We start from the raw sequence: 18,956 nt of genomic DNA, 5'->3' as shown, positions 1-18,956 counted from the left end.
CTCAGACCCGAGCGGCCAAATCCTTCAGCACCGCAAACCGGTCACGCATCGTTACAAATGCAAGGCAGGTGTAGATCGCCACACCTGTCACGACACCCACAATCAGACGCAAGATGTTTGCCTGATCCCCCAAAACCGCCTGACATCCCGCGACCCCCGCTGCCATGATCCCCGCCGAGACCAAAGGCAGGATATGCAGTGATGCCAATCTGGAAACAGGCTGGCCTGAGATCGCTGCCAGGTTGGCGAATTTGAACGGCCACATGATCAGAAAGACAGTGGTAAAGGCAGCGGTGACGAACGGCACGCCATACGGGGCGGCAACTGTGACCGCAATGGCTGCAAGGACCACCTCGATCCACGACAGCACGGCCAACCTACCGGGTTGGCCGGACGCCAGGCAAAATGTTTGCTGTACCCTTTCAGTGCAGAGATACATTCCGAACACGGACATCAGACTTAGAACCGGGGCTGCGGGGCTCCATTTCTCACCAAACAAAAGCACCAGTACCGGCTCGGACAGAACCGCCAATCCGGCAAAGGTCGGAAAAGTCACAAACCCGGTCAGGCGCATGACGTCCAATAGCATCTCAGACGCGCGCCCTCCGCCGCGCGTTACCGCCGCAAAAGCGGGCTGCGAGACCATGCGCAGTGGCGTGATGGTCAGAAATGAGGCCGTTTCCACGACCCGCCAGGCAATCGCATAATACCCGGCTGCAACCGGGCCCAGCATCGCGCCGATCAAAACCGCAGGTGACTGTACCGCCGCCAGTTCAGCCGCGCGCAGCCCGATGACCCGGTGACTGAAATGAAGAACCTGCCGCATCTGGTGACCCGACACGTGAAAGGTGGGTCTCCACGATACCGCACCCCAGGCCATAAGGATATTCGTGGCGGTCATCGCCACCCGCTGACCAACCAGGCTCCAGACTCCGTATCCCGCAAGGGCCATACCGATGCCGATAACCCCGCCAACTATTGCGCCAAGCACCGCGCGCACGGCGAGAACCCGAAACCGCATCTCTCTCCGCAATAGCGCCACTGGCACCGCCGTGAGCGATATCATCAGCACCGTTGGCGACAAACCGATCAGCAATTGACCCGCGATCGCTTCGTCATAAAAGGTTGATACTGGCCCCGCGCCCAGAACAATCAACGCGGTCAGGCAAGCGCCCAGAAGCCCCAAAAGCCAAAAGACCGAATTCAGCCGTTCAGGTGTCAGCGTGTCCTGAGTCAGCAAAATCTCGGATATGGTTTCGCGCACCAGAAACTCGGAAAACAAAACAAAGGCAGCAGCCATTGCCAACAGGCCGAAGGCCTCGGCCCCAAGCAACCGCGCCAGAATGGCTATTATAATGAAATTGAATGCCTGTTCTGCCCAGACGCCGAAGGACATCCAGGCAACGCCGCTGGTGAAACGTCGCCCCCGCGACATCAAAACCCTTCCCACTGACTTATTGCCACGCGAAACCGCGGGCATTCTGAATCAAAGCGTAACGGTTTGGAAACACTGCTGTCGAGATCACCCGTCGCTTCTTGGTGCTGCGGCCAGCCTGCTTCCATTCTCAAAACCCCTCGGACAATAGTCGTGGACAATGGGCATATCCTGCCAACGTCTCAACATTCCGCCAAGGACGCATGTGTTGGATTGCATGAGTTTCCAAGCATTATGAGATCAAAGTGCTGCATAGCTTTGCATAGGTTCCTATTTGGAAACACTCTAGACATTATGCTCCTCATCAAAAATGACCGAATATCAGAGCAAACTTACACCGAGGCCTAAGGGCTCATCGGGGTATAATTGAAACCATCACTGGCTTTTTTACGTTACTGGGTAAGCGCATGCATAGGTGAATTCTGGCAACCAGACCCCGGAAAGACCGAAATTTGTCAAAATTATTGTCTATATCCAGCCTGTCTGTGTTTGAATACAATAAGCAGCGATGGGAATTGAGCCCGTCGCGCTCTGAACGGCATGCATGCCAAGCGGGGCAGAATATATATTAAGTACGCAAAGGGATTTCATTTTCATGAACAAGGTTGCCGAGCAGATCACCCCGGACAACATCCCAACCGGCACGCCGGACACTTCTGGCATGAGTCTGAGCGTGGTCATCCCTGCCTATAACGAAGAAAACGCCGTCCGTGGCACTGTTGAAGATGTGCGGGCCCATCTCGAACCGCTGGGTATTCCGTACGAGATCATCGTGGTCGACGATGCCAGCCAGGACAACACCCGCGCCGAAGCCGAGGCCAGCGGTGCCACCGTCACCTTCAACGACGTCAATTCCGGATACGGCGCCAGCCTCAAGCGCGGGGTGCGGATGGCGCAATACGAATACTTGGCCATCCTTGATGCCGACAGCACCTATCCGGCGCGTTACCTGCCGGGCATGCTGGCCATGTGCCGCGATCAGGACATGGTGGTGGGCGATCGGGGCGCCGCAATGAAGAACGTGCCGCTGCTGCGGCGGCCGGCTAAGAAGTTCCTGTTCGCCTTTGCCTCATTCCTGGCCGAGCGCAAGATCAACGACCTCAATTCCGGGCTGCGTGTGTTCCGCAAATCCGAGCTGATCCCGTTCCTGCCACTGCTGCCACAGAATTTCTCGTTCACCACCACGATCACACTGTGCATGACCTCGAATGGCAAGCGGATGATCTATACGCCGATCGAATACGGTAAGCGGGTGGGTAAATCGAAAATCCGACCGATCGATTTTCTGAACTTCATCATCCTGATCCTGCGCATCAGTACCCTGTTCAACCCATTGCGGGTGTTCATCCCGCTGGGGCTGGCGTTTTTCACTTTGGGCACGGTGAAGTTCATTATCGACATGTTCTACTGGAACCTCAGCGAAACGGCGGTGTTTTCCTTCCTGGCGGCCATCATGATCTGGTCGCTGGGGCTGATCGCCGACATGATCTCGCGGCTACACCTCAGACCCTGACATGAGCGGCGGCATGCTTTCCGATCCAAATCAACGGCGCTGGCTGATCCGGGTGGCCGGGTCGGCTTTGGTGCTGGCGATCCTGTTCTGGATCCTTCCGGCCGAGGCCATCGTGGCGGCATTCAAGGCAATCCCGATCTGGGTGTTCCTGAGCGTACTGGTCCTGTTCCTGTTGGCCCATGTGGGTGCAGCGCTGAAATGGTGGCTGCTGCTGGGCCGCGGGCTTTCGCCCCTGCTGGCTGTCCGGGCGCATTTTGCCGGTCTGGCTGCCAATCTGTGCCTGCCGGGCGCGATTGGGGGCGATACGGTGCGCGCCGGGATGGCACAAGCGGCAATGAAAGACGGGGCGCGGGTCGTCGCAGGCGCAACCGTGGATCGACTGATCGACATGGTGGCCTTGTTGACCTTGTCCTGCCTGGGGTTTGTCCTGACATGGGAGCGGGCCGAGGGCGGGCATATGATCGTGCCAGTGGCGCTGGTCTTGCTTGCAGCGCTGGCGGGTATGGTTGCGCTGCCGCGCCTGCTGCCCCTGCCCTGGCGCTATATCCCGTCGCTGCCCGGCAAAGGCTTTGCGCATCGCCTGGCCGATGCGCTGGCCGGGATGGGGCGTAAACCCGGCACACTGGCGGCGGCCTTTATCGCGTCGGTTTTGATCCAGTTGTTGTTGGTCATGCTGGCCTGGTGGCTGGCCATCGCGGCGGGTGTCGATGTGGCAGCCGGACCGTGGATATTTGCCTGGCCGCTGGCCAAGATTATCGCAGTTCTGCCGGTGTCGTTGAACGGGCTGGGCCTGCGCGAGGCCACGCTGGCGGGCTTTCTGGCCCCCTTTGGTGCCAGCGCGCCTGCCGTCGTGGCAGCCGGGCTGGTCTGGCAGGTCGTTCTGTTTACAGCGGGCGGGTTTGGCGCGCTGGTTCTGACAATGTCCGGGATGCGGTTTAGCGCTCCGGCGAATTCCCAAAAGGAAGAGTGCAAGTGACGGATGTTTCCCGGCCAACAGGCGAGGATAAGCCTGAAATCATCATACTCGGTGCCGGACCCGCTGGTCTGGCCGCAGCATACGCCCTGACCGGGCAGGCAAAGGTGACCGTGATCGAACGCGCACCCATTGCAGGCGGCAATTCGGCCTCGTTCCCGGTCGAAGGCGTGATTTGCGATTATGGCTCGCACCGGTTTCACCCTGCGGCAGAGCCTGAGGTGCTGCAGGATGTGAAAACGCTGTTGGGTGACGATCTGCTGCTGCGCCCGCGCCATGGGCGTATCCGGCTGGGCGGCAAATGGATTCACTTCCCGCTGAAACTGACCGACGCGCTTATGCGCCTGCCCAAGCCCTTTGCCGCGTCACTGATCGGGGACATGGTGCTGAAACCCTTTCGCAAGAAAAGCACGGGCCCCGAGACATTCTCGACCGTGCTTTATGACGGGTTGGGGCCAACGATTTCGGACAATTTCTATTTCCCCTACGTGCGCAAGCTGTGGGGGCTGGACCCGGAAAAGCTGGCCGTCAAGCTGGCCGAGCGCCGGGTCGGCAGCGGATCGGTCGGCAAGATCCTGATGAAGATGCTGCGCCTGGTGCCTGGGCTGCGCAGCGAAACCGCCGGGCGATTTTTCTATCCGCGCAAAGGGTTCGGACAAATCTCGGACGCAATGCTTGAAAGCGCGCGCACAAATGGCGCCACCTTTATGTTCAACACCGAAATCACTGGGATTGACCGCGACGGCGACCGTATCACCGGGTTGACGATCCGCGACGGCGACAGCGAGCGGCATGTGACCGGCGATCTGATCCTGTCGACCATTCCTCTGACCGGGTTGACGCGCCTGATCGACGCCCCTCCGCCGGAAGTGGTCGATGCCGCCCGCGCCATCCGGTTTAGGGGCATGATCCTGCTGTATCTGGTACTCGAGACAGACCAGTTCACCGAGTTCGACGCGCATTACTTTCCGGAATTGTCGATCCCGATCAGCCGGATGTCAGAACCCAAGAACTATAACGCCAGTGGCGCGCCGAAGGGCGTGACCGTGCTGTGCGCCGAACTGCCCTGCGACCCGGATGAAAAGTGGTGGTCCATGTCCGACGAAGAACTGGGGCAGGAGTTCACCAAATGGTTGGACCAGCTGGGCCTGCCGGTCACCGTGCCGGTGCGCCGCTGTGAATCCCGACGGCTGAGCCACGCCTATCCGGTTTACGACGTGGGGTATGAGGCGCGGTTTGATACGGTTGATCAGTGGCTCTCAAATCTGGACGGATTGCTCGTATTTGGACGTCAGGGATTGTTCGCCCATGACAACACCCACCACGCCTTTGCCATGGCCTATGGCGCGGCGGACTGCATCAATGGCAAAGGCCAGGTCGACCGCGCGAAATGGAACCGGTATCGCGAGGTCTTTGCCACCCATGTGGTGGAGGACTGACCCATGTCCGCGTGGCAGGCCGATATCCTGATGTATCATTCGATCTCGGATGCGCCTGGGCCGACCTCGATCGCGCCTGACATCTTTGCCGCACAGATGCAGGCGCTGGCGGCATCCGACCTGCCGGTGGTCACGCCCGATGCGCTGGCCAACCCGCCCGGCCCCCGCGTGGTCATCATCAGTTTCGATGACGGTTTTGAAGATTTCGCTGATACCGCCTGGCCCATTCTGCGCGATCATGACTTCTGCCCCATCGTCTATCTGCCCTCGGGCCTGATGGGCGGGATGGACCACTGGGTCGGAGGCAACATCCCGCCCCGCCCCCTGATGGGTTGGGACAGGATCGAAGCCCTGGCAGGGGAAGGGGTCTGTTTTGGCGCGCATAGTGTCAACCATCCCGATCTCACCACGCTGGATACGCTCATGCTGGAAGAGGAAGTAAGTGGCTCCGGTCAGGACATTGCCGCGCGGCTGGGCCAGCCTGTCCGGCATTTCGCACCGCCTTACGGCGCGTCGAATAGCAGCGTACTCAGACAGATCGCTCAGCATTACGACACTTCGGTCGGCACCAAGCTGGGCGTGGCCAAGGCGGGGGACGATGTCCACGATCTGCCCCGGCTCGAGATGTTTTACTTTACCGACATCGCCCGTTGGAAAGCGCATTTGGAAGGGCGCGGCAAAGCCTATCTGACGGCGCGCAAGACAATGCGAGGGGTGCGCGCGGCAATACGCGGGCAACCGTGGTGAACAGATATTTTCCGCCTGCGGCTATAGCCGGATACGCAGCGCGGGTTGTACGATCCGGTAAATTGGTTTTCAACAAGTAACAGGTACGAACAAATGCATATTCTGGTTACCGGTGGCGCCGGGTTTATAGGCTCTCATCTGACGGAACAGCTGATCCGGGATGGCCACACGGTCACGGTCTTTGATGATCTTTCGACCGGACGGCTGGCAAATCTGACCTCGGTTGCGGACCACCCGAATTTCACATTCACCGAAGGCTCAATTCTGGATCGCCAGATGGTCACCGATCTGGTTCGTCCGGCTGACGTCGTTTTTCATCTGGCCGCCGCCGTTGGCGTCAAACTGATCATGGATGAGCCCAGCCGATCGATCCTGACCAATGTTGCGGGTACCGAGAATGTTCTGGATGCGGCGCTGCCAAACAAGACCTATACATTTGTCGCCTCTACATCCGAGGTTTACGGCAAAAGCGCGAAGTTTCCGTTTCAGGAAGACGACGATCTGACCATTGGGGCCACGCGCAACCTGCGCTGGTCCTACGCCTGTGCCAAAACGCTGGATGAGTTTCTGGCGCTGGCCCATGCGCGCGAATCCGGTCTGCCAGTCACGGTTCTGCGGTTTTTTAACACCACCGGGCCGCGACAGACGGGCCGCTATGGCATGGTGTTGCCGAATTTCGTGAAAGCCGCGCTGGAGGGTGCGCCCCTGATGGTGCATGGCAGTGGCGAGCAGTCGCGTTGCTTCGGTCATGTGGCCGATGTCGTCAAGGCATTGGGGTTGCTGATGAACGCGCCACAGGCAAAAGGCGAGGTTTTCAATATCGGCTCGAACGAAGAAGTCACAATCCGCGCTTTGGCTGAAAAGGTCATTGAACTCACCGGGTCCAACTCGGAAATCCGCTATGTTCCCTATGACGCGGTATATCCCGAAGGGTTCGAGGATATGCAGCGCCGGCTGCCCGATGTGTCAAAGCTGGAGCGCGTCACTGGATTCCGCCCGATGCGCACGCTGCAGCAGACTATCGAAGATATCATCACTGAAATGCAGGCCCCGGTTTCCGCATGAGCCGTCAGGTTCCCATCTGTGACTGATCTGGTGATCGGCTCCGGGCCGTCCGGCGTCTCTGTGGCCATGGCTTTGCTGAACCGGGGGCGTCAGGTTCTGATGCTGGACCCGGGCGGCAGGCTGGAGGCCCCGGCGCAAGACCGCCGTGACAAGCTTGCGGCTTCGGATCCCGACACCTGGTCTGTTGATGACCAAAAAAAATGGCAGGCCCCGCAATTCGACACACCGCCCGGGCAGGTGCGCCGGTTCGGGTCGGATTTTGCCATGGTGCCGGGCGCCAAGACACTGGTGTCGCCCGAACGGATCGGGTTGCGGGCCTCACATGCGGTGGGCGGGCTGTCCAATCTCTGGGGTTCGGCGGTTCTGCCCAACCGCGCCGAGGACATCGCGGACTGGCCGATTGGAATTGACGATCTGGCTCCGCATTACCGCGCCGTCGCCGAATTTCTTCCCGTAAGCGGCCAGCAGGATGCATTGCAGACCCTGTTCCCCGCCCTTTCGATGCAGGACCGGGTGCCGCTGACCCCGTCCCCACAGGCGCAGCAGTTGTTGCAGCGTCTGGAGCATCAGAAAACCAGCCTGTCAGAACTGGGCGCCCATGCCGGACTGGCGCGTCTGGCCGTTGACCCCGGATGCCAATATTGCGGCCAGTGCCTACATGGATGCCCTTGGGGCTACATCTATTCAGCCCAGAAAACGCTGACTGAGTTGCGCCGTAACCCGGCCTTTCAATATCGCGCTGGCCTCGCCCGCCGGTTCGAAGAACAGGCCGACCACGTCACCTTGACGCTGGAGGATGGCGAGGCCTTGCAAGCCAGTCGCATTTTTGTGGCCGCCGGGGTTCTGGAAACGGCGCGGCTGTTTTTGACGTCGTCGCCGGATCCGTCTACCAGTTTGCAACTACAGGACAGCCAGCATTTCTTTCTGCCCAACCTGCACCGCTGGCGCACACCGCGCCGCCCGGATCAAAGGCCCTATCACACCTTGCCGCAGATGTTCATCGAACTGGATGATCCGAACATCTCACCCCATCTGGTCCATGCGCAGGTCTATACCTGGAACGAATTTTATGCCCATGACCTGATCAACAGCCACGGCTCCAAACTGCCGGGATCGGGCGTTCTGTGGCGGATGCTGGCGCGGCGGCTGATCGTGGCGCAGGCGTTTCTGCATTCGGCCCATTCCGCCCGGATCGACCTGACGCTGGCCACTGACAGGCGGCTGGTCCCGACGGTGCAGACCAATGAGGCAACCGAAATGGTGATGGGGTGGGTGACGTCCCGATTGGCACAGGTGCTGAAACGTGCCGGCCTCATACCGCTGGCGTTTGCCCGCCGTCCGGGTGAGGTGGGGTCCAGCTTTCACGTCGGCGGCTCGGTCCCTATGGCCAAGGCCCCCGGCGCGGGGCAATCCGACATCCTGGGGCGGCCGCATGGATTATCACGGGTGCATCTTGTCGATGCCTCGAGCCTGCCCAGCATCCCGGCCACAACCATCACCTTCTCGGTCATGGCCAATGCCCATCGCATCGGAACGCTGACCCCCTAGCGCTCAATTCATGCAAGTGATGCTGCACGCGCTCCGTTCTCTAACGCACCGGCTTCCAGAGCCGCAGAAAGCGCCCGATCACCTTTTCCATGCGCCGCACGCGCCAGCGCCGCACCATAGGCTTCAAGCACAGAGGTCTCATGCCAAATGTCCAGAAAGGCCTTGCGCGCCGCAGTTCCCTGCACCCCGCGCTGGTCCGGCTGGTGCTGCAATTCACGCATCGCCGCGATCAAATCATCCTCGGTTTCAAACAGCGACCCACCTCCGGCCCGCTCCACGATCTCGGGGAATGGGCCCAACCGACGGGCAATAACCGGCGTGCCCAGACGGAAGCTTTCAATCAGGATGATGCCGAACGTCTCATAGCAAACCGACGGAACGATTAACCCGATCGCACCGCGGTAATAGGCGTTAAGCTCCTCAAGGGTTTTGCGGCCCAGGAATTTAATCCGGTCATTGCCTGCGGCTTGGCTCTTTAACTCATCCGCATAGTCACCGTCGCCCAAGATCAGCAGATCGGCATCCGAATAGCGGTCAATGGCCGGAAACACATCTTGCAACCCTTTAATCTTTTCCAGACGTCCGACGAACAGGAAATAGGGGCGCTCATGGGTCGCTGGTTCTGGCAGGGCGCTCTGATCGAGATCGGGCAGGAAATAGGGCAGCACCTGCATGTCTTGCCGCAGACCGAATTCGCGATGTTTGGCGCGGCTGAATTCGCTTTTTGCAATGATCAGATCCATATGATCCAGCGCCCGGTCCAGCGCGCCGGTATAGCGCCACAGCTGCGGCGGACGTTTGTGATTCAGCACGCAGCGTAGGCATTGGCGCGCGTCGCACAGCTCCCGCCCGTACCGCCACAGAACATGGGTGGGGCAGACCAGCCAATGCTCGTGCGCCTCATAAACCTTTAGCCCCTCACCCATCGGCAACAGACCGGGTCCTCCGATCAGGGATGTATTGTTGTGCCAGATGATATCCGGTTTCCGTTCGGCCAGTATCTCGCGGATGCGGGCTGCGTGTACAACAGGTCGACCCAGCTGCTGGGTCAGCAGGTTCGACATCATGCCATTGCGGCTGCGCAGCCCGATCCGCCGCACCCCATCGGGGTCGCCCTCAGCCTGCGGCTTTCCGCCCAGGATCAAATAGCTGTCTTCGTCATGCACCACCGTCACATCGTGACCGCGCGCCACAAGCGCCCGGGCCATGCGCTGAATCCCTATGGCGTCACCGCCAAAGGAATAGGGCGGGTAAAATGTGGTGAACATCAGAATGCGCAGCGACTGCATGTGAATTGTACCAAACAACCAATAACTTTCAGGTATGAAACACGATCCCTGCGACAATCGAAAGGAACAAGCCATTTGGACACTCAGATAGCCACCGGTGTTGCGGACATGCTGCAAACATACGCAGGCTGTCACGGGCTATGACCACAGCATGTGCAAATGCTGTGCGCATGCTATGATCGGGGAATAGTTCAGAAAATTGGCTCGATCCCGCTTCAGATGCAGACCTATTCCTCTTCAGACCCCCTTCATGTTGTCGAAATGGGCACCCAGTTCGGTATGGGCGGCATCACCCGGCATATCCTAGGGCTGAGTGAGTGGCTGCAGACACACGATCATCGCGTCACGCTGGCTGGCACCGCCGATATCTGGGGCGGGCCTGATCAGCAGCCGGATTTCCTCGACCTGCCCACCCGCTATGTCGCTGGCGATGGCGGCAACATCGCCAACCGGTTGCACCATACGGCAGTCGCGGCTTGGCGGTTGCGGCGCTGGCTGGCGAACAATCCGGTCGATCTGATCCACTGCCATGAATCCGCCCCTGCGCTGGTTGCAATTCTGGCCCGCACCGGGCGGCGCATCCCCGTCGCCGTTACCTATCACGGGTCCGAGCCCGAGCGGATCGCCGCATTCGGCCGGATTGCCGCGAAATGCGATCTGGTGATCACGCCCAGTCATCGGTCCGCCGAGGATCTGGCCACCATCGGCAATGTGCCGCAGGACAAGCTGAAAGTCATCGGTCTGGGCGTCACACCCCCGCCTCAGGACAGTGCAGAGGACATTGCCAACCTGCGCGCTGAGTTGCTTGGGGATGGTGACCGGGTGATCGTCACACTGGCCCGTCTGCTGCCGCAAAAGGGGATCGACATTCTGATCGACTGCGTCGCGCGGATGAAAGAAACCCATCCTGGCTATCGTTTCATCGTTGCAGGTGACGGGCCGGATGAGGCACAGCTGCACGCGCTGGCGCAGGAAAAGGGCCTCGGCAAGCACTTGCGTTTTGTTGGTCGCACGGACAAGCCAATCCGACACCTGCGCGCGGCGGATCTGTTCCTGTTGACCTCGCGGTGGGAGGCGCTGCCCTTCACCATTGCCGAGGCGTTCCAGGCCGGAACCCCGGCGGTGGCCACCGCCTGTTCCGGCGTGGTCGAACTGATTGATGACAGTGTTGGCGCGGTCGTGCCCATCGCCGATATCGATGCGATCTGCGCTGCCGTGGCGGATGTCTTGTCAGACGAAGACCGCCGCCGAACCCTTGCGGAAAATGCTTTGAAACGCAGCCTCGAAGACCGGTTCGATCCGGATTGGGTGCACCAGCAATTCGAAAAGACCTATTACACTCTGGCAGGTCGCTAAAAAGGACCGCAGATCAGGGACGTTTGGTGATGTAGCCCCAGACTTCGCCCAGCGTCCAAGCGGTAGACAGCAGCATGACATACGGCAGCGTCTTGAGGTACCGCATCCCCCGCCCCTTGCTGGCCTGCAGCTTATAGTGACGCACCCAAAGCAGTGGCGGAATCAGTGGCCCCGCCAGGATCAGCATCAGGCGCTTTGCGTTGCTTTGATTGCGCACCCGGATTTCACCGAACAGGCGACCCCAATCGAACCGCTCGGGCAGCAATTCCCGAAATGTCGCCCTGGGCCGGTGGTGATGCACGACCACCTCGTTCGAGAGCCACAGCTCCTCACCCTGTTCGATCAGGTGCCAATGCACGATTGGCTCGTGATAGCGATCTTTCCACAGGTGCTGGGTCTCATCCAAGGCTTTGCGGCTATAAGTCAAGTTCACGTCTGACACCCAATCCGCCGGACCGGTTTCAAACGGTCGCCCGTAGCGGCCAAAATCGGTGACGTAAAAGGCCCAGTTCAGCGGGCTGACCGGCTCCATGCACTCGATTGCGCCACCAATCACGTTCTTTCCGGTTTCCTCGTACAACCGCACAATGGTGCGCGCCCAGTCGGATTGCGGCAGACCTCGGTCTTCGAGAATGCCAATAATATCTCCTGTGGCCGCGGCCAGCCCGGCCGAACGACGGCGATCATAAAGCTCGTGCTTGCCCGCCTCGGAGGTGATCGGGCGGATCGGGTCGATCACGCCAAGGTCCAGAAACCGCACTTCTGGATAGTCATCGGCATATTGCGCCACATCCGCGACACTGGCGTCATAGGGAATAATCACATCCAGCGGTGGCGGATCATCGAAACTGCGTACTGCTTCAAGGAAATCCCGCACATAGCTGCCGCCTTGCACGATGGTCAGAACGATGGAAAGGGTCGGATCACTGCTCATTGGATTGTCATGTCCCCCAGATTGTCCAGTTCAACCGGCTGACCGCTGCGTGTGCTTTCCGGCACGGCGGCGGCGATTTCGACCGCACGCAGGCCCGCATGACCGTCGGCGCAGTTCAGACCGGTTTCACCACGGGTTAGGCGAATGAAGTCGGCCAGTTCGTCGCCAAAGGACAGGATCGCGGTCGATTTCCAGGATTTCAATTTCTCGCGCACCATGATTTCCGGATAAAACTTACGCACCCGTTTGGGCGCCCCACCGGGCTTGTCCATGGTGATGACAAGGTTCTGCATCGGCGCATAGGCCCCGCGCACCATACCGCGCGAACCGTACACCTCGATCACGCTTTGATAGCCTTTCCAATCGTTCCAGCAGGCCTGATAGATCGCCGGAATACCATCGGGGTTCTTGAAGATTGCCACAGCGTTGTCCTCGGACCCCGGCACGTTCCAGACCGTGTTGGTGGCCACTCCATAAACGCTGGTAATCTCGCCCAGAATGAAACGCGCCATGTCGGTCATATGAATACCCACATCCCACAACGCACCGCCGCCGGAAAATTCGGCCTGATATTCCCAATCATGGGTGAAATGGCCCAACCCGTCATGGCCGCCATATACGCGGACATGGTCGATCTCTCCGATCTCGCCCGAGGATGCGACCTCTTTCACATGCGCGAACGACGGGTAGTAGCGCATATTGAACCCGGCCCCTAAAGCCTTGCCCGCCTTTTTCGCGGCATCGACGATGCGCCTTGCCCCTTCCACGGTCGGGGACAGCGGCTTTTCGGTCAGCACATGCAGGCCTTCGGCAAAGGCCCGCAGGCAGAGCGGTTCACGTATATGTGCCGGGGTCGAGATCACCACCGCATCCATCGACGTGGCAAAAAACCGGTCGAGATCGGTAAAGGCAGGCGCGCCATCCGCCACAGCCACAGCGCGATGAAACTCCAAGTCCAGAACCGCCGCCAATTCAGCATCAGGAGACTCAAGAATGTTCTGAACCCGCATTTGGCCGATCTTTCCGGCCGCCCCGATCACACCGATCTTCATTCAATTCCTCATTAACAATCACGGGTGCGCAACAGGGCTACACCCGGCATCTTTAACAACAATTCACCTATAAGCGGAGTAGCACAGACGCTGCCTCCACGCTAGGTTTCTGAAGGATGACATTTGCCGACAAAACGAGATCAAAGAGGATTTGAAGTGTGAGCATCACCGGATTGGACCGCCTGAATGGCAAATCGGTCTTCGTGACCGGGGCAACCGGTTTTGTTGGTAAACGGCTTGTTCCGGCCTTGCTGGATGCGGGTGCCAAGGTCACCGTTCTGCTGCGCAGTCGCCATGGCGCGCACGCACTTGCGGCAATGGGCGCAAAGGTTGTGACAGGATCGCTTGGGGATGGGGCTGCGATGAAATCCGCCCTGCGCGATCAGGACGTACTATTTCATCTGGCCTATGACATGCGCGCGCCTGCAGCCGAAAACCTTGCAACATTCGACACCCTCAGACAGGCCGCCGAAGCTGTCGAGGTCGGACGGATCATCCATATCAGTTCCATCGTCGTCTATGACGGCTGGCCACAGGAAAATCTGACCGAAGACAGCCCCGCGTCCCAAGCAGGAGGCACACCGTACAGCCAAGCCAAAATGGCGATGGAACAGACCCTGATACAAGGAAATTGCCCGGTTGCCATCCTGCAACCAACGCTGGTTTATGGCCCGGGTAGCATGCTCTGGACGGACCGGTTGGCCGACTGGATGGCCGCCGGCAGTGTGGTGCTGCCCGAACCCGAGGGGCTGTGCAACGCAGTGTTCGTCGACGATCTGGTACAGGCCATGCTGCGCGCCGCAGTGCTGGAGGGGCTTGGGCAAGAACGGTTCATCATTTCAGGCGCGCGTCCTTTTTCATGGTCCTCTCTGCTGACCGGCTATGCCAACATCATCGGTCGGGGCAGCACTCATTATGTTCCGCTGGCCGATCTCGCAGAACGGTTGCCACCCGAGGAACCCGGCACAATCCCGGACACACCGCCGCTGGCTGCCCGGATCAGCGCCGCTGCCCGAGGCTGGATCGGTCGCGAGAGGTTTGAGGGGATAGTGCAAATGGTGAAACAACGGTTGCCGCAACAGGGCGAGGTTTACCCGGACCGTTATATGTTGGAACTGTTCTCGACCAAGGGGCATTGCCAGATCACCCATGCGCGGGCCAGACTAGGTTATGCACCGGAATACGACCTCGACTCTGGGTTGGAGGCCACGCAGGATTATCTGCGCAACAGGTATGGAAAATAGTTTAATTGCAACCAGTTACTGCATGTTATCAGGGACCAAGGCCTTTGACCCACATCGCCATTGACGCAACACCCTGGGATAACGAACGAGGCTTTGGCCGGTTCACCCGGAATCTGGTCACTGCTCTGGCCGCCCGCGATACCGGCTTTCGATATACGCTCCTGTTTGATCAGGAACCGACACGACCCGTGCCGGAAGGTGTCGAAACCCGCATTGCAGGCTCTGAATTTTCGATGTCCGAGGCCTCATCGGGAGCCAAAGCCCGGGGCGGGGCCGATTTGCTGACAATGGCCAAGGCGGCCCGACACATCGACTGCGACGTGTTCTTTTACCCGGCGGTTTATTCCTATTTTCCGCTGCCGTCCCGGCGACCCACGGTAGTCTGCTATCACGACACGATACCCGAACGCTTTCCCGACCTGATCTTTCCAAAACGTCTGAACTTCCGACTGTGGCAGGCCAAATGCTGGCTGGCCAAGGTGCAGGCGACGCGGGTGATGACGATTTCGGACGCTTCGGCAAATGACCTGACGCGTATTCTGCGCATTCCCCGCGCGCGAATTGACACGATCACGGAAGGGGCCGAGGACATCTTTCAGCCTATTCACGACAATCGGGTTTTGGTGAAAGCCCGAGAGACCTATGGAATCCCACCTGACGCACCGCTTTTAGTTTATCTGGGCGGGTTCAACCGACATAAAAACGTGCTGCGCCTAATTGAGGCCATGCCTCAGATCCTTCAGAAAGCGCCAAAAACGCGGCTGGCTATTGTCGGGCGCACCACCGGGGCGCGGTTCTGGGACAATGTCGAAGACCTCAAGGCCAGTGCTGCCGCTGATGCCACCCGGTCCGAACGCATCCTATTCACCGGCGAGATTGATGACCCCGAACTTGCCGCTCTGCTCAATTCGGCCGATGCGCTGGTCTTTCCCTCGCTTTGGGAGGGGTTCGGTCTGCCCGCGCTCGAGGCGATGTCATGCGGCACGCCCGTTCTGTCCTCGGATCGCGGCAGTCTGCCCGAGGTGGTGGGTGATGGCGGGCTTTATTTCGACCCCCTATCCAGCCAGGCCCTTGCGGATCAAACCATCCGCTTACTGACAGAACCCGGACTACGAAGTGACCTGTCGCAAAAAGCCATGGCGCAAGCCTCAAACTTTAGCTGGGACAAAGGTGCAGAACTGGCCGAGGCATCGTTTCGAACGGCGCTAAGCCCGAAGTAAAGAAATTTTTCCCAGGCGCGCCTTTTTCAAACTTCCCGCAACAATTCTGTGTCCGTCCAAGAATTGAACCCTTATTGGAAACGCGGTACGGCAGTCTGGAACCAGGCTGACAAATTTGTTGGATTCGCACCCCCTTCCTCCTATCCGTGGAAAAGGTTAGAATTTCCGACAGCCATACCGTGAATTGATTTCAGTCTGACTTTGTAAGATCAGGGTAAATTATGAACTACGAAACCTCGCACCATCAGTCCCTCGGGCAGCTTATCGCGGCGCGCGACGCGCGGGTCGCGGTGGTGGGGTTGGGCTACGTCGGCCTGCCGCTGGCGCTGACCGCCTATGATGAGGGGTTCGACACGACCGGTGTTGACCTAAACCCCGATCGGGTGGCGCGGATCAATCAGGGCGATCAGGTCATCTCGTATCTGGCATCCGACCGGATCGCGCAGGCTGTGGACAGCGGGCGTTTTCGCGCCACGCAGGACCCTGCCGCACTGGTCGAGGCCGATATCGTGCTGATCTGCGTTCCGACCCCGCTGACCGATGCGCAGGACCCGGACATGCGCTTTGTTGCTGCCGCAGCCCAAACCATCGCGCAGCATCTGCGTCCGGGTCAGATGGTGGTACTGGAAAGCAGCGTCTGGCCCGGGGCCACGACAACTCTGGTCCAGCCCATTCTTGAGGCCGGCGGTCTGCGTGCGGGCAGCGATTTCTTTCTGGCCTTCTCACCCGAACGCGAAGATCCCGGCAATGACAAGTTCGACACGCACAGCATTCCCAAAGTGGTGGGTGCCGACGACCCGCTGTCGCGGCAACTGGTCGAAGATTTTTATCGCGCCATCGTCACCAGCGCCGTGCCGGTCAGTTCAGCCGCTACCGCCGAGGCCGTCAAACTGGTCGAAAACAGCTTTCGCACCGTCAATATCGCCCTGGTCAACGAATTGAAAACCGCGCTTGAGGCAATGGATGTGGACGTCTGGGAGGTGATCGAGGCCGCGGCCACCAAGCCCTTTGGCTTCATGCCCTTCTATCCTGGCCCCGGCATTGGCGGGGCCTGCATTCCGGTATCCCCCGCCTATCTGGCCTGGCGTGCGGCGGATGCGGGCTCGGATACGCCGATCATCAACCTGGCACGCTCCAGCAACGACGCCGTCCCGCAGATGCTGGCTGCGCGCATGGCTGCAGAGCTGACGGCACGCAACGGCTCGGCGCTGGCGGAAACCGGGCAGCCGCTGACCGGGCAGAATATTTTGCTGATGGGCATCGCCTATAAGCGCGATGTCGAAGACACCCGCCGCAGCCCGGCGTTGGTGCTGCTGGATGAGTTGGAGAAGCTGGGGGCCGAGGTGGATTATCACGACCCGTATTTCCCCCGACTGCCGGAAGGCGGTGAATACCCGCAGCTTGCGGGCCGGGAGTCTGTGCCGCTGGCGGCCGAGAACCTGAGACAATATGCGGCGGTGGCCGTCATCACCGATCACAGCGCCCCGGATTACGATCTGGTCGCGCGCACGGCGACGCTGATCTTCGACACACGCAACGTCTTTGAAAAAGCAGAAATTACCGTGACAAGCGGCAAGCTCGTCAAACTCTGAACACATCAGCCCTGTGCAACGCGTCCGGCAATTTTGAAACAGAAAAAAGGTTACTAAAATTACGTACTTTCAATGAGGTAAAAATCAAAAGTAGAATTCTTGTAATGAGTGAAAAGCCCGAGAAAATTTTTGTTGATCTGGACGGGACGCTGATCAGAACTGATCTTTTTGTCGAGGCCATCCTTCAATTCCTGAAAAGGAACCCGCTTAATATCTTTCCCCTCCTTTTATGGCTGTTCAAAGGTATTCCCTACGCCAAGGAACGCATTGCCCAGGAGGTCACCCTCAGGGCTGAGACGCTGCCATACGAAACCCCGCTTCTTGAATACCTGGAACAGCAGAAAGCGGATGGCAGGCAGTTGGTTCTCGCGACAGCTTCGCACCGCATATATGCCGATAAGGTTGCCGCACATCTGGGGATATTCGAGTCCGTGCTGGCAACGGATGCAGATCACAACCTGAAAGGCGCCAACAAGCTGACCGCGATACGCGCCGCCGCCCATGGTGATGCATTTGCATATGCCGGAGACAGCGCCGCCGACAACCCGATCTGGGCCGCCTCTGCGTCGAACATATTCGTAAATGCTCCTGAATCCGAGGTGGCAACGGCGCAGGCGGCGGGCACAGCCGAGAAAGTCATCACATCACGCCCGCCGCTGTGGCGCGCCTTTCTCAAATCAATGCGGCCGCATCAATATGCAAAGAACGCCCTGATCTTTGCGCCGATCTTTACCTCTCAACAATATCTGCCCTTTTCGTCGGTTCTTGCGTCTTTGCTGGCTTTTGTTTGCTTCAGTCTTTGTGCGTCAGGCGTGTATTTCCTGAACGATCTGGTCGATCTGGCCGCTGATCGCCAGCACACAAGCAAACGGCACCGCCCTCTGCCATCGGGCGATCTGTCCCTGCATACAGGCATTGCCGGGGCCATCGCGCTGCCCGTTATCGCCTTTGCTCTCTCACTGACTTTCCTTCCACCCGTCTTTACGGTTGTGCTGATTGCCTATCTGATCATCACCATGGCCTATTCCTTCTGGCTCAAACAGATTGCAACAACGGATGTCATGGTGCTGGCGTCGCTTTACACGCTGCGTGTCATCGCGGGGTCTGCGGCCACCGGAATTGTCCTGTCATCCTGGTTTCTGGCATTCTCGATGTTTGTCTTTGTCAGCCTCGGCTATCTGAAACGCTACATCGAAGTGGCCGCGGCACCTGAAGATGACGGCAATGTCCATGGCCGGGATTATTCCTATGCCGACAGCGAAACCATGTTCAGCCTGGGCGTGGCCAATATCACCGCAGCCGTTGTCATTCTGGCGCTTTATATCAACAGCCCCGAAGTGCAGGAGATTTACCGGACACCCGAAATCCTTTGGCTGCTGTGTCTGCTACTGCTGTACTGGGGCAACCGCATCTGGGTCGGTGCCCGGCGCGGACGGGTCGCGGACGATCCGGTCCTGTTTGCCCTGCGCGACAGGATCAGTCTTATGGTCGGTGGCGCGTTTGTTCTTGTGACCCTGGCTGCGAAATACCTGACCCTTTGATGATGGCC

General features: G+C 59.2%; 15 protein-coding genes. 11 read left to right on the top strand and 4 right to left on the bottom strand.

Annotation, left to right across the window (positions count from 1 at the left end):
* Window position 1: 1 nt before the first annotated feature.
* A complete protein-coding gene (locus ACR0B0_RS09270; RefSeq protein ID WP_480647462.1) occupies window positions 2–1,435 on the bottom strand; it encodes a lipopolysaccharide biosynthesis protein in 1,434 nt (477 codons plus the stop codon).
* A 595-nt stretch (window positions 1,436–2,030) separates the two neighbouring features.
* On the opposite strand from ACR0B0_RS09270, the gene ACR0B0_RS09265 reads away from it, so the two are divergent.
* The 6 genes from ACR0B0_RS09265 (at window position 2,031) to ACR0B0_RS09240 (ending at window position 8,720) form a co-directional block, all read left to right on the top strand.
* Window positions 2,031–2,948, top strand: coding sequence for a glycosyltransferase family 2 protein (locus ACR0B0_RS09265; protein WP_480647460.1), 918 nt, complete (start codon window positions 2,031–2,033; stop codon window positions 2,946–2,948).
* A gap of 1 nt (window position 2,949) precedes the next feature.
* Window positions 2,950–3,924, top strand: coding sequence for a lysylphosphatidylglycerol synthase transmembrane domain-containing protein (locus tag ACR0B0_RS09260; protein WP_480647458.1), 975 nt, complete (start codon window positions 2,950–2,952; stop codon window positions 3,922–3,924).
* Entirely contained in the window at window positions 3,921–5,360 is a 1,440-nt protein-coding gene (locus ACR0B0_RS09255; RefSeq protein ID WP_480647457.1) for a protoporphyrinogen/coproporphyrinogen oxidase, read from the top strand. Before ACR0B0_RS09260 ends, ACR0B0_RS09255 begins: the two co-directional genes overlap by 4 nt.
* A gap of 3 nt (window positions 5,361–5,363) precedes the next feature.
* Window positions 5,364–6,107 carry a polysaccharide deacetylase family protein gene (locus ACR0B0_RS09250; protein WP_480647455.1) on the top strand — a complete coding sequence of 248 codons (744 nt, stop codon included), beginning with the start codon at window positions 5,364–5,366 and terminating at the stop codon, window positions 6,105–6,107.
* A gap of 93 nt (window positions 6,108–6,200) precedes the next feature.
* Window positions 6,201–7,172 carry an NAD-dependent epimerase/dehydratase family protein gene (locus tag ACR0B0_RS09245; RefSeq protein WP_170399693.1) on the top strand — a complete coding sequence of 324 codons (972 nt, stop codon included), beginning with the start codon at window positions 6,201–6,203 and terminating at the stop codon, window positions 7,170–7,172.
* An 18-nt stretch (window positions 7,173–7,190) separates the two neighbouring features.
* Window positions 7,191–8,720 carry a GMC oxidoreductase gene (locus ACR0B0_RS09240; protein ID WP_170350086.1) on the top strand — a complete coding sequence of 510 codons (1,530 nt, stop codon included), beginning with the start codon at window positions 7,191–7,193 and terminating at the stop codon, window positions 8,718–8,720.
* An 8-nt stretch (window positions 8,721–8,728) separates the two neighbouring features.
* On the opposite strand, the gene ACR0B0_RS09235 is transcribed toward ACR0B0_RS09240, so the two are convergent.
* A complete protein-coding gene (locus ACR0B0_RS09235; protein ID WP_480647452.1) occupies window positions 8,729–10,009 on the bottom strand; it encodes a glycosyltransferase family 4 protein in 1,281 nt (426 codons plus the stop codon).
* A gap of 159 nt (window positions 10,010–10,168) precedes the next feature.
* Between ACR0B0_RS09235 and ACR0B0_RS09230 the strand changes: the two genes are divergently transcribed.
* Complete coding sequence (locus tag ACR0B0_RS09230; protein WP_480647450.1) at window positions 10,169–11,365, top strand: glycosyltransferase family 4 protein; 1,197 nt, start codon at window positions 10,169–10,171, stop codon at window positions 11,363–11,365.
* A gap of 13 nt (window positions 11,366–11,378) precedes the next feature.
* Here ACR0B0_RS09230 and ACR0B0_RS09225 read toward each other — a convergent pair whose 3' ends face one another.
* Window positions 11,379–12,299, bottom strand: a complete 921-nt coding sequence (locus ACR0B0_RS09225; RefSeq protein ID WP_480647448.1) for a glycosyltransferase family 2 protein — start codon at window positions 12,297–12,299, stop codon at window positions 11,379–11,381.
* The gene (locus ACR0B0_RS09220) at window positions 12,296–13,351 is read right to left on the bottom strand and encodes a Gfo/Idh/MocA family protein (protein WP_170359863.1); all 1,056 of its coding nucleotides are present in this window, start codon (window positions 13,349–13,351) and stop codon (window positions 12,296–12,298) included. The genes ACR0B0_RS09225 and ACR0B0_RS09220 overlap by 4 nt, the downstream gene beginning before the upstream one ends.
* Before the next feature lie 158 nt (window positions 13,352–13,509).
* Between ACR0B0_RS09220 and ACR0B0_RS09215 the strand changes: the two genes are divergently transcribed.
* The 4 genes from ACR0B0_RS09215 to ACR0B0_RS09200 all read left to right on the top strand — a co-directional run bounded on the left by ACR0B0_RS09215 (window position 13,510) and on the right by ACR0B0_RS09200 (window position 18,948).
* Window positions 13,510–14,595 (top strand): NAD-dependent epimerase/dehydratase family protein, encoded by a 1,086-nt coding sequence (locus ACR0B0_RS09215; protein WP_170350081.1) that lies wholly within the window; start codon window positions 13,510–13,512, stop codon window positions 14,593–14,595.
* A 44-nt stretch (window positions 14,596–14,639) separates the two neighbouring features.
* Window positions 14,640–15,815 (top strand): glycosyltransferase family 4 protein, encoded by a 1,176-nt coding sequence (locus ACR0B0_RS09210; RefSeq protein ID WP_170350080.1) that lies wholly within the window; start codon window positions 14,640–14,642, stop codon window positions 15,813–15,815.
* Between the two features lie 221 nt (window positions 15,816–16,036).
* Window positions 16,037–17,407 carry a nucleotide sugar dehydrogenase gene (locus ACR0B0_RS09205; protein WP_480647445.1) on the top strand — a complete coding sequence of 457 codons (1,371 nt, stop codon included), beginning with the start codon at window positions 16,037–16,039 and terminating at the stop codon, window positions 17,405–17,407.
* Window positions 17,408–17,511: 104 nt separating this feature from the next.
* A complete protein-coding gene (locus ACR0B0_RS09200; RefSeq protein ID WP_480647443.1) occupies window positions 17,512–18,948 on the top strand; it encodes a UbiA family prenyltransferase in 1,437 nt (478 codons plus the stop codon).
* Window positions 18,949–18,956: the final 8 nt, after the last annotated feature.

It is taken from the genome of Ruegeria sp. BA12 (assembly GCF_056539625.1).
Note: the sequence above shows the minus strand (reverse complement) of the source record. Positions and strands in the feature narration are given on the sequence as shown.

Coding starts and splice junctions, on each gene's coding strand:
- ACR0B0_RS09205 (WP_480647445.1), top strand. CDS start 16,037: ATGAACTACGAAACCTCGCACCATCAGTCCCTCGGGCAGCTTATCGCG.
- ACR0B0_RS09225 (WP_480647448.1), bottom strand. CDS start 12,299: ATGAGCAGTGATCCGACCCTTTCCATCGTTCTGACCATCGTGCAAGGC.
- ACR0B0_RS09270 (WP_480647462.1), bottom strand. CDS start 1,435: ATGTCGCGGGGGCGACGTTTCACCAGCGGCGTTGCCTGGATGTCCTTC.
- ACR0B0_RS09265 (WP_480647460.1), top strand. CDS start 2,031: ATGAACAAGGTTGCCGAGCAGATCACCCCGGACAACATCCCAACCGGC.
- ACR0B0_RS09230 (WP_480647450.1), top strand. CDS start 10,169: ATGCTGTGCGCATGCTATGATCGGGGAATAGTTCAGAAAATTGGCTCG.
- ACR0B0_RS09245 (WP_170399693.1), top strand. CDS start 6,201: ATGCATATTCTGGTTACCGGTGGCGCCGGGTTTATAGGCTCTCATCTG.
- ACR0B0_RS09200 (WP_480647443.1), top strand. CDS start 17,512: ATGAGTGAAAAGCCCGAGAAAATTTTTGTTGATCTGGACGGGACGCTG.
- ACR0B0_RS09220 (WP_170359863.1), bottom strand. CDS start 13,351: ATGAAGATCGGTGTGATCGGGGCGGCCGGAAAGATCGGCCAAATGCGG.
- ACR0B0_RS09250 (WP_480647455.1), top strand. CDS start 5,364: ATGTCCGCGTGGCAGGCCGATATCCTGATGTATCATTCGATCTCGGAT.
- ACR0B0_RS09235 (WP_480647452.1), bottom strand. CDS start 10,009: ATGCAGTCGCTGCGCATTCTGATGTTCACCACATTTTACCCGCCCTAT.
- ACR0B0_RS09260 (WP_480647458.1), top strand. CDS start 2,950: ATGAGCGGCGGCATGCTTTCCGATCCAAATCAACGGCGCTGGCTGATC.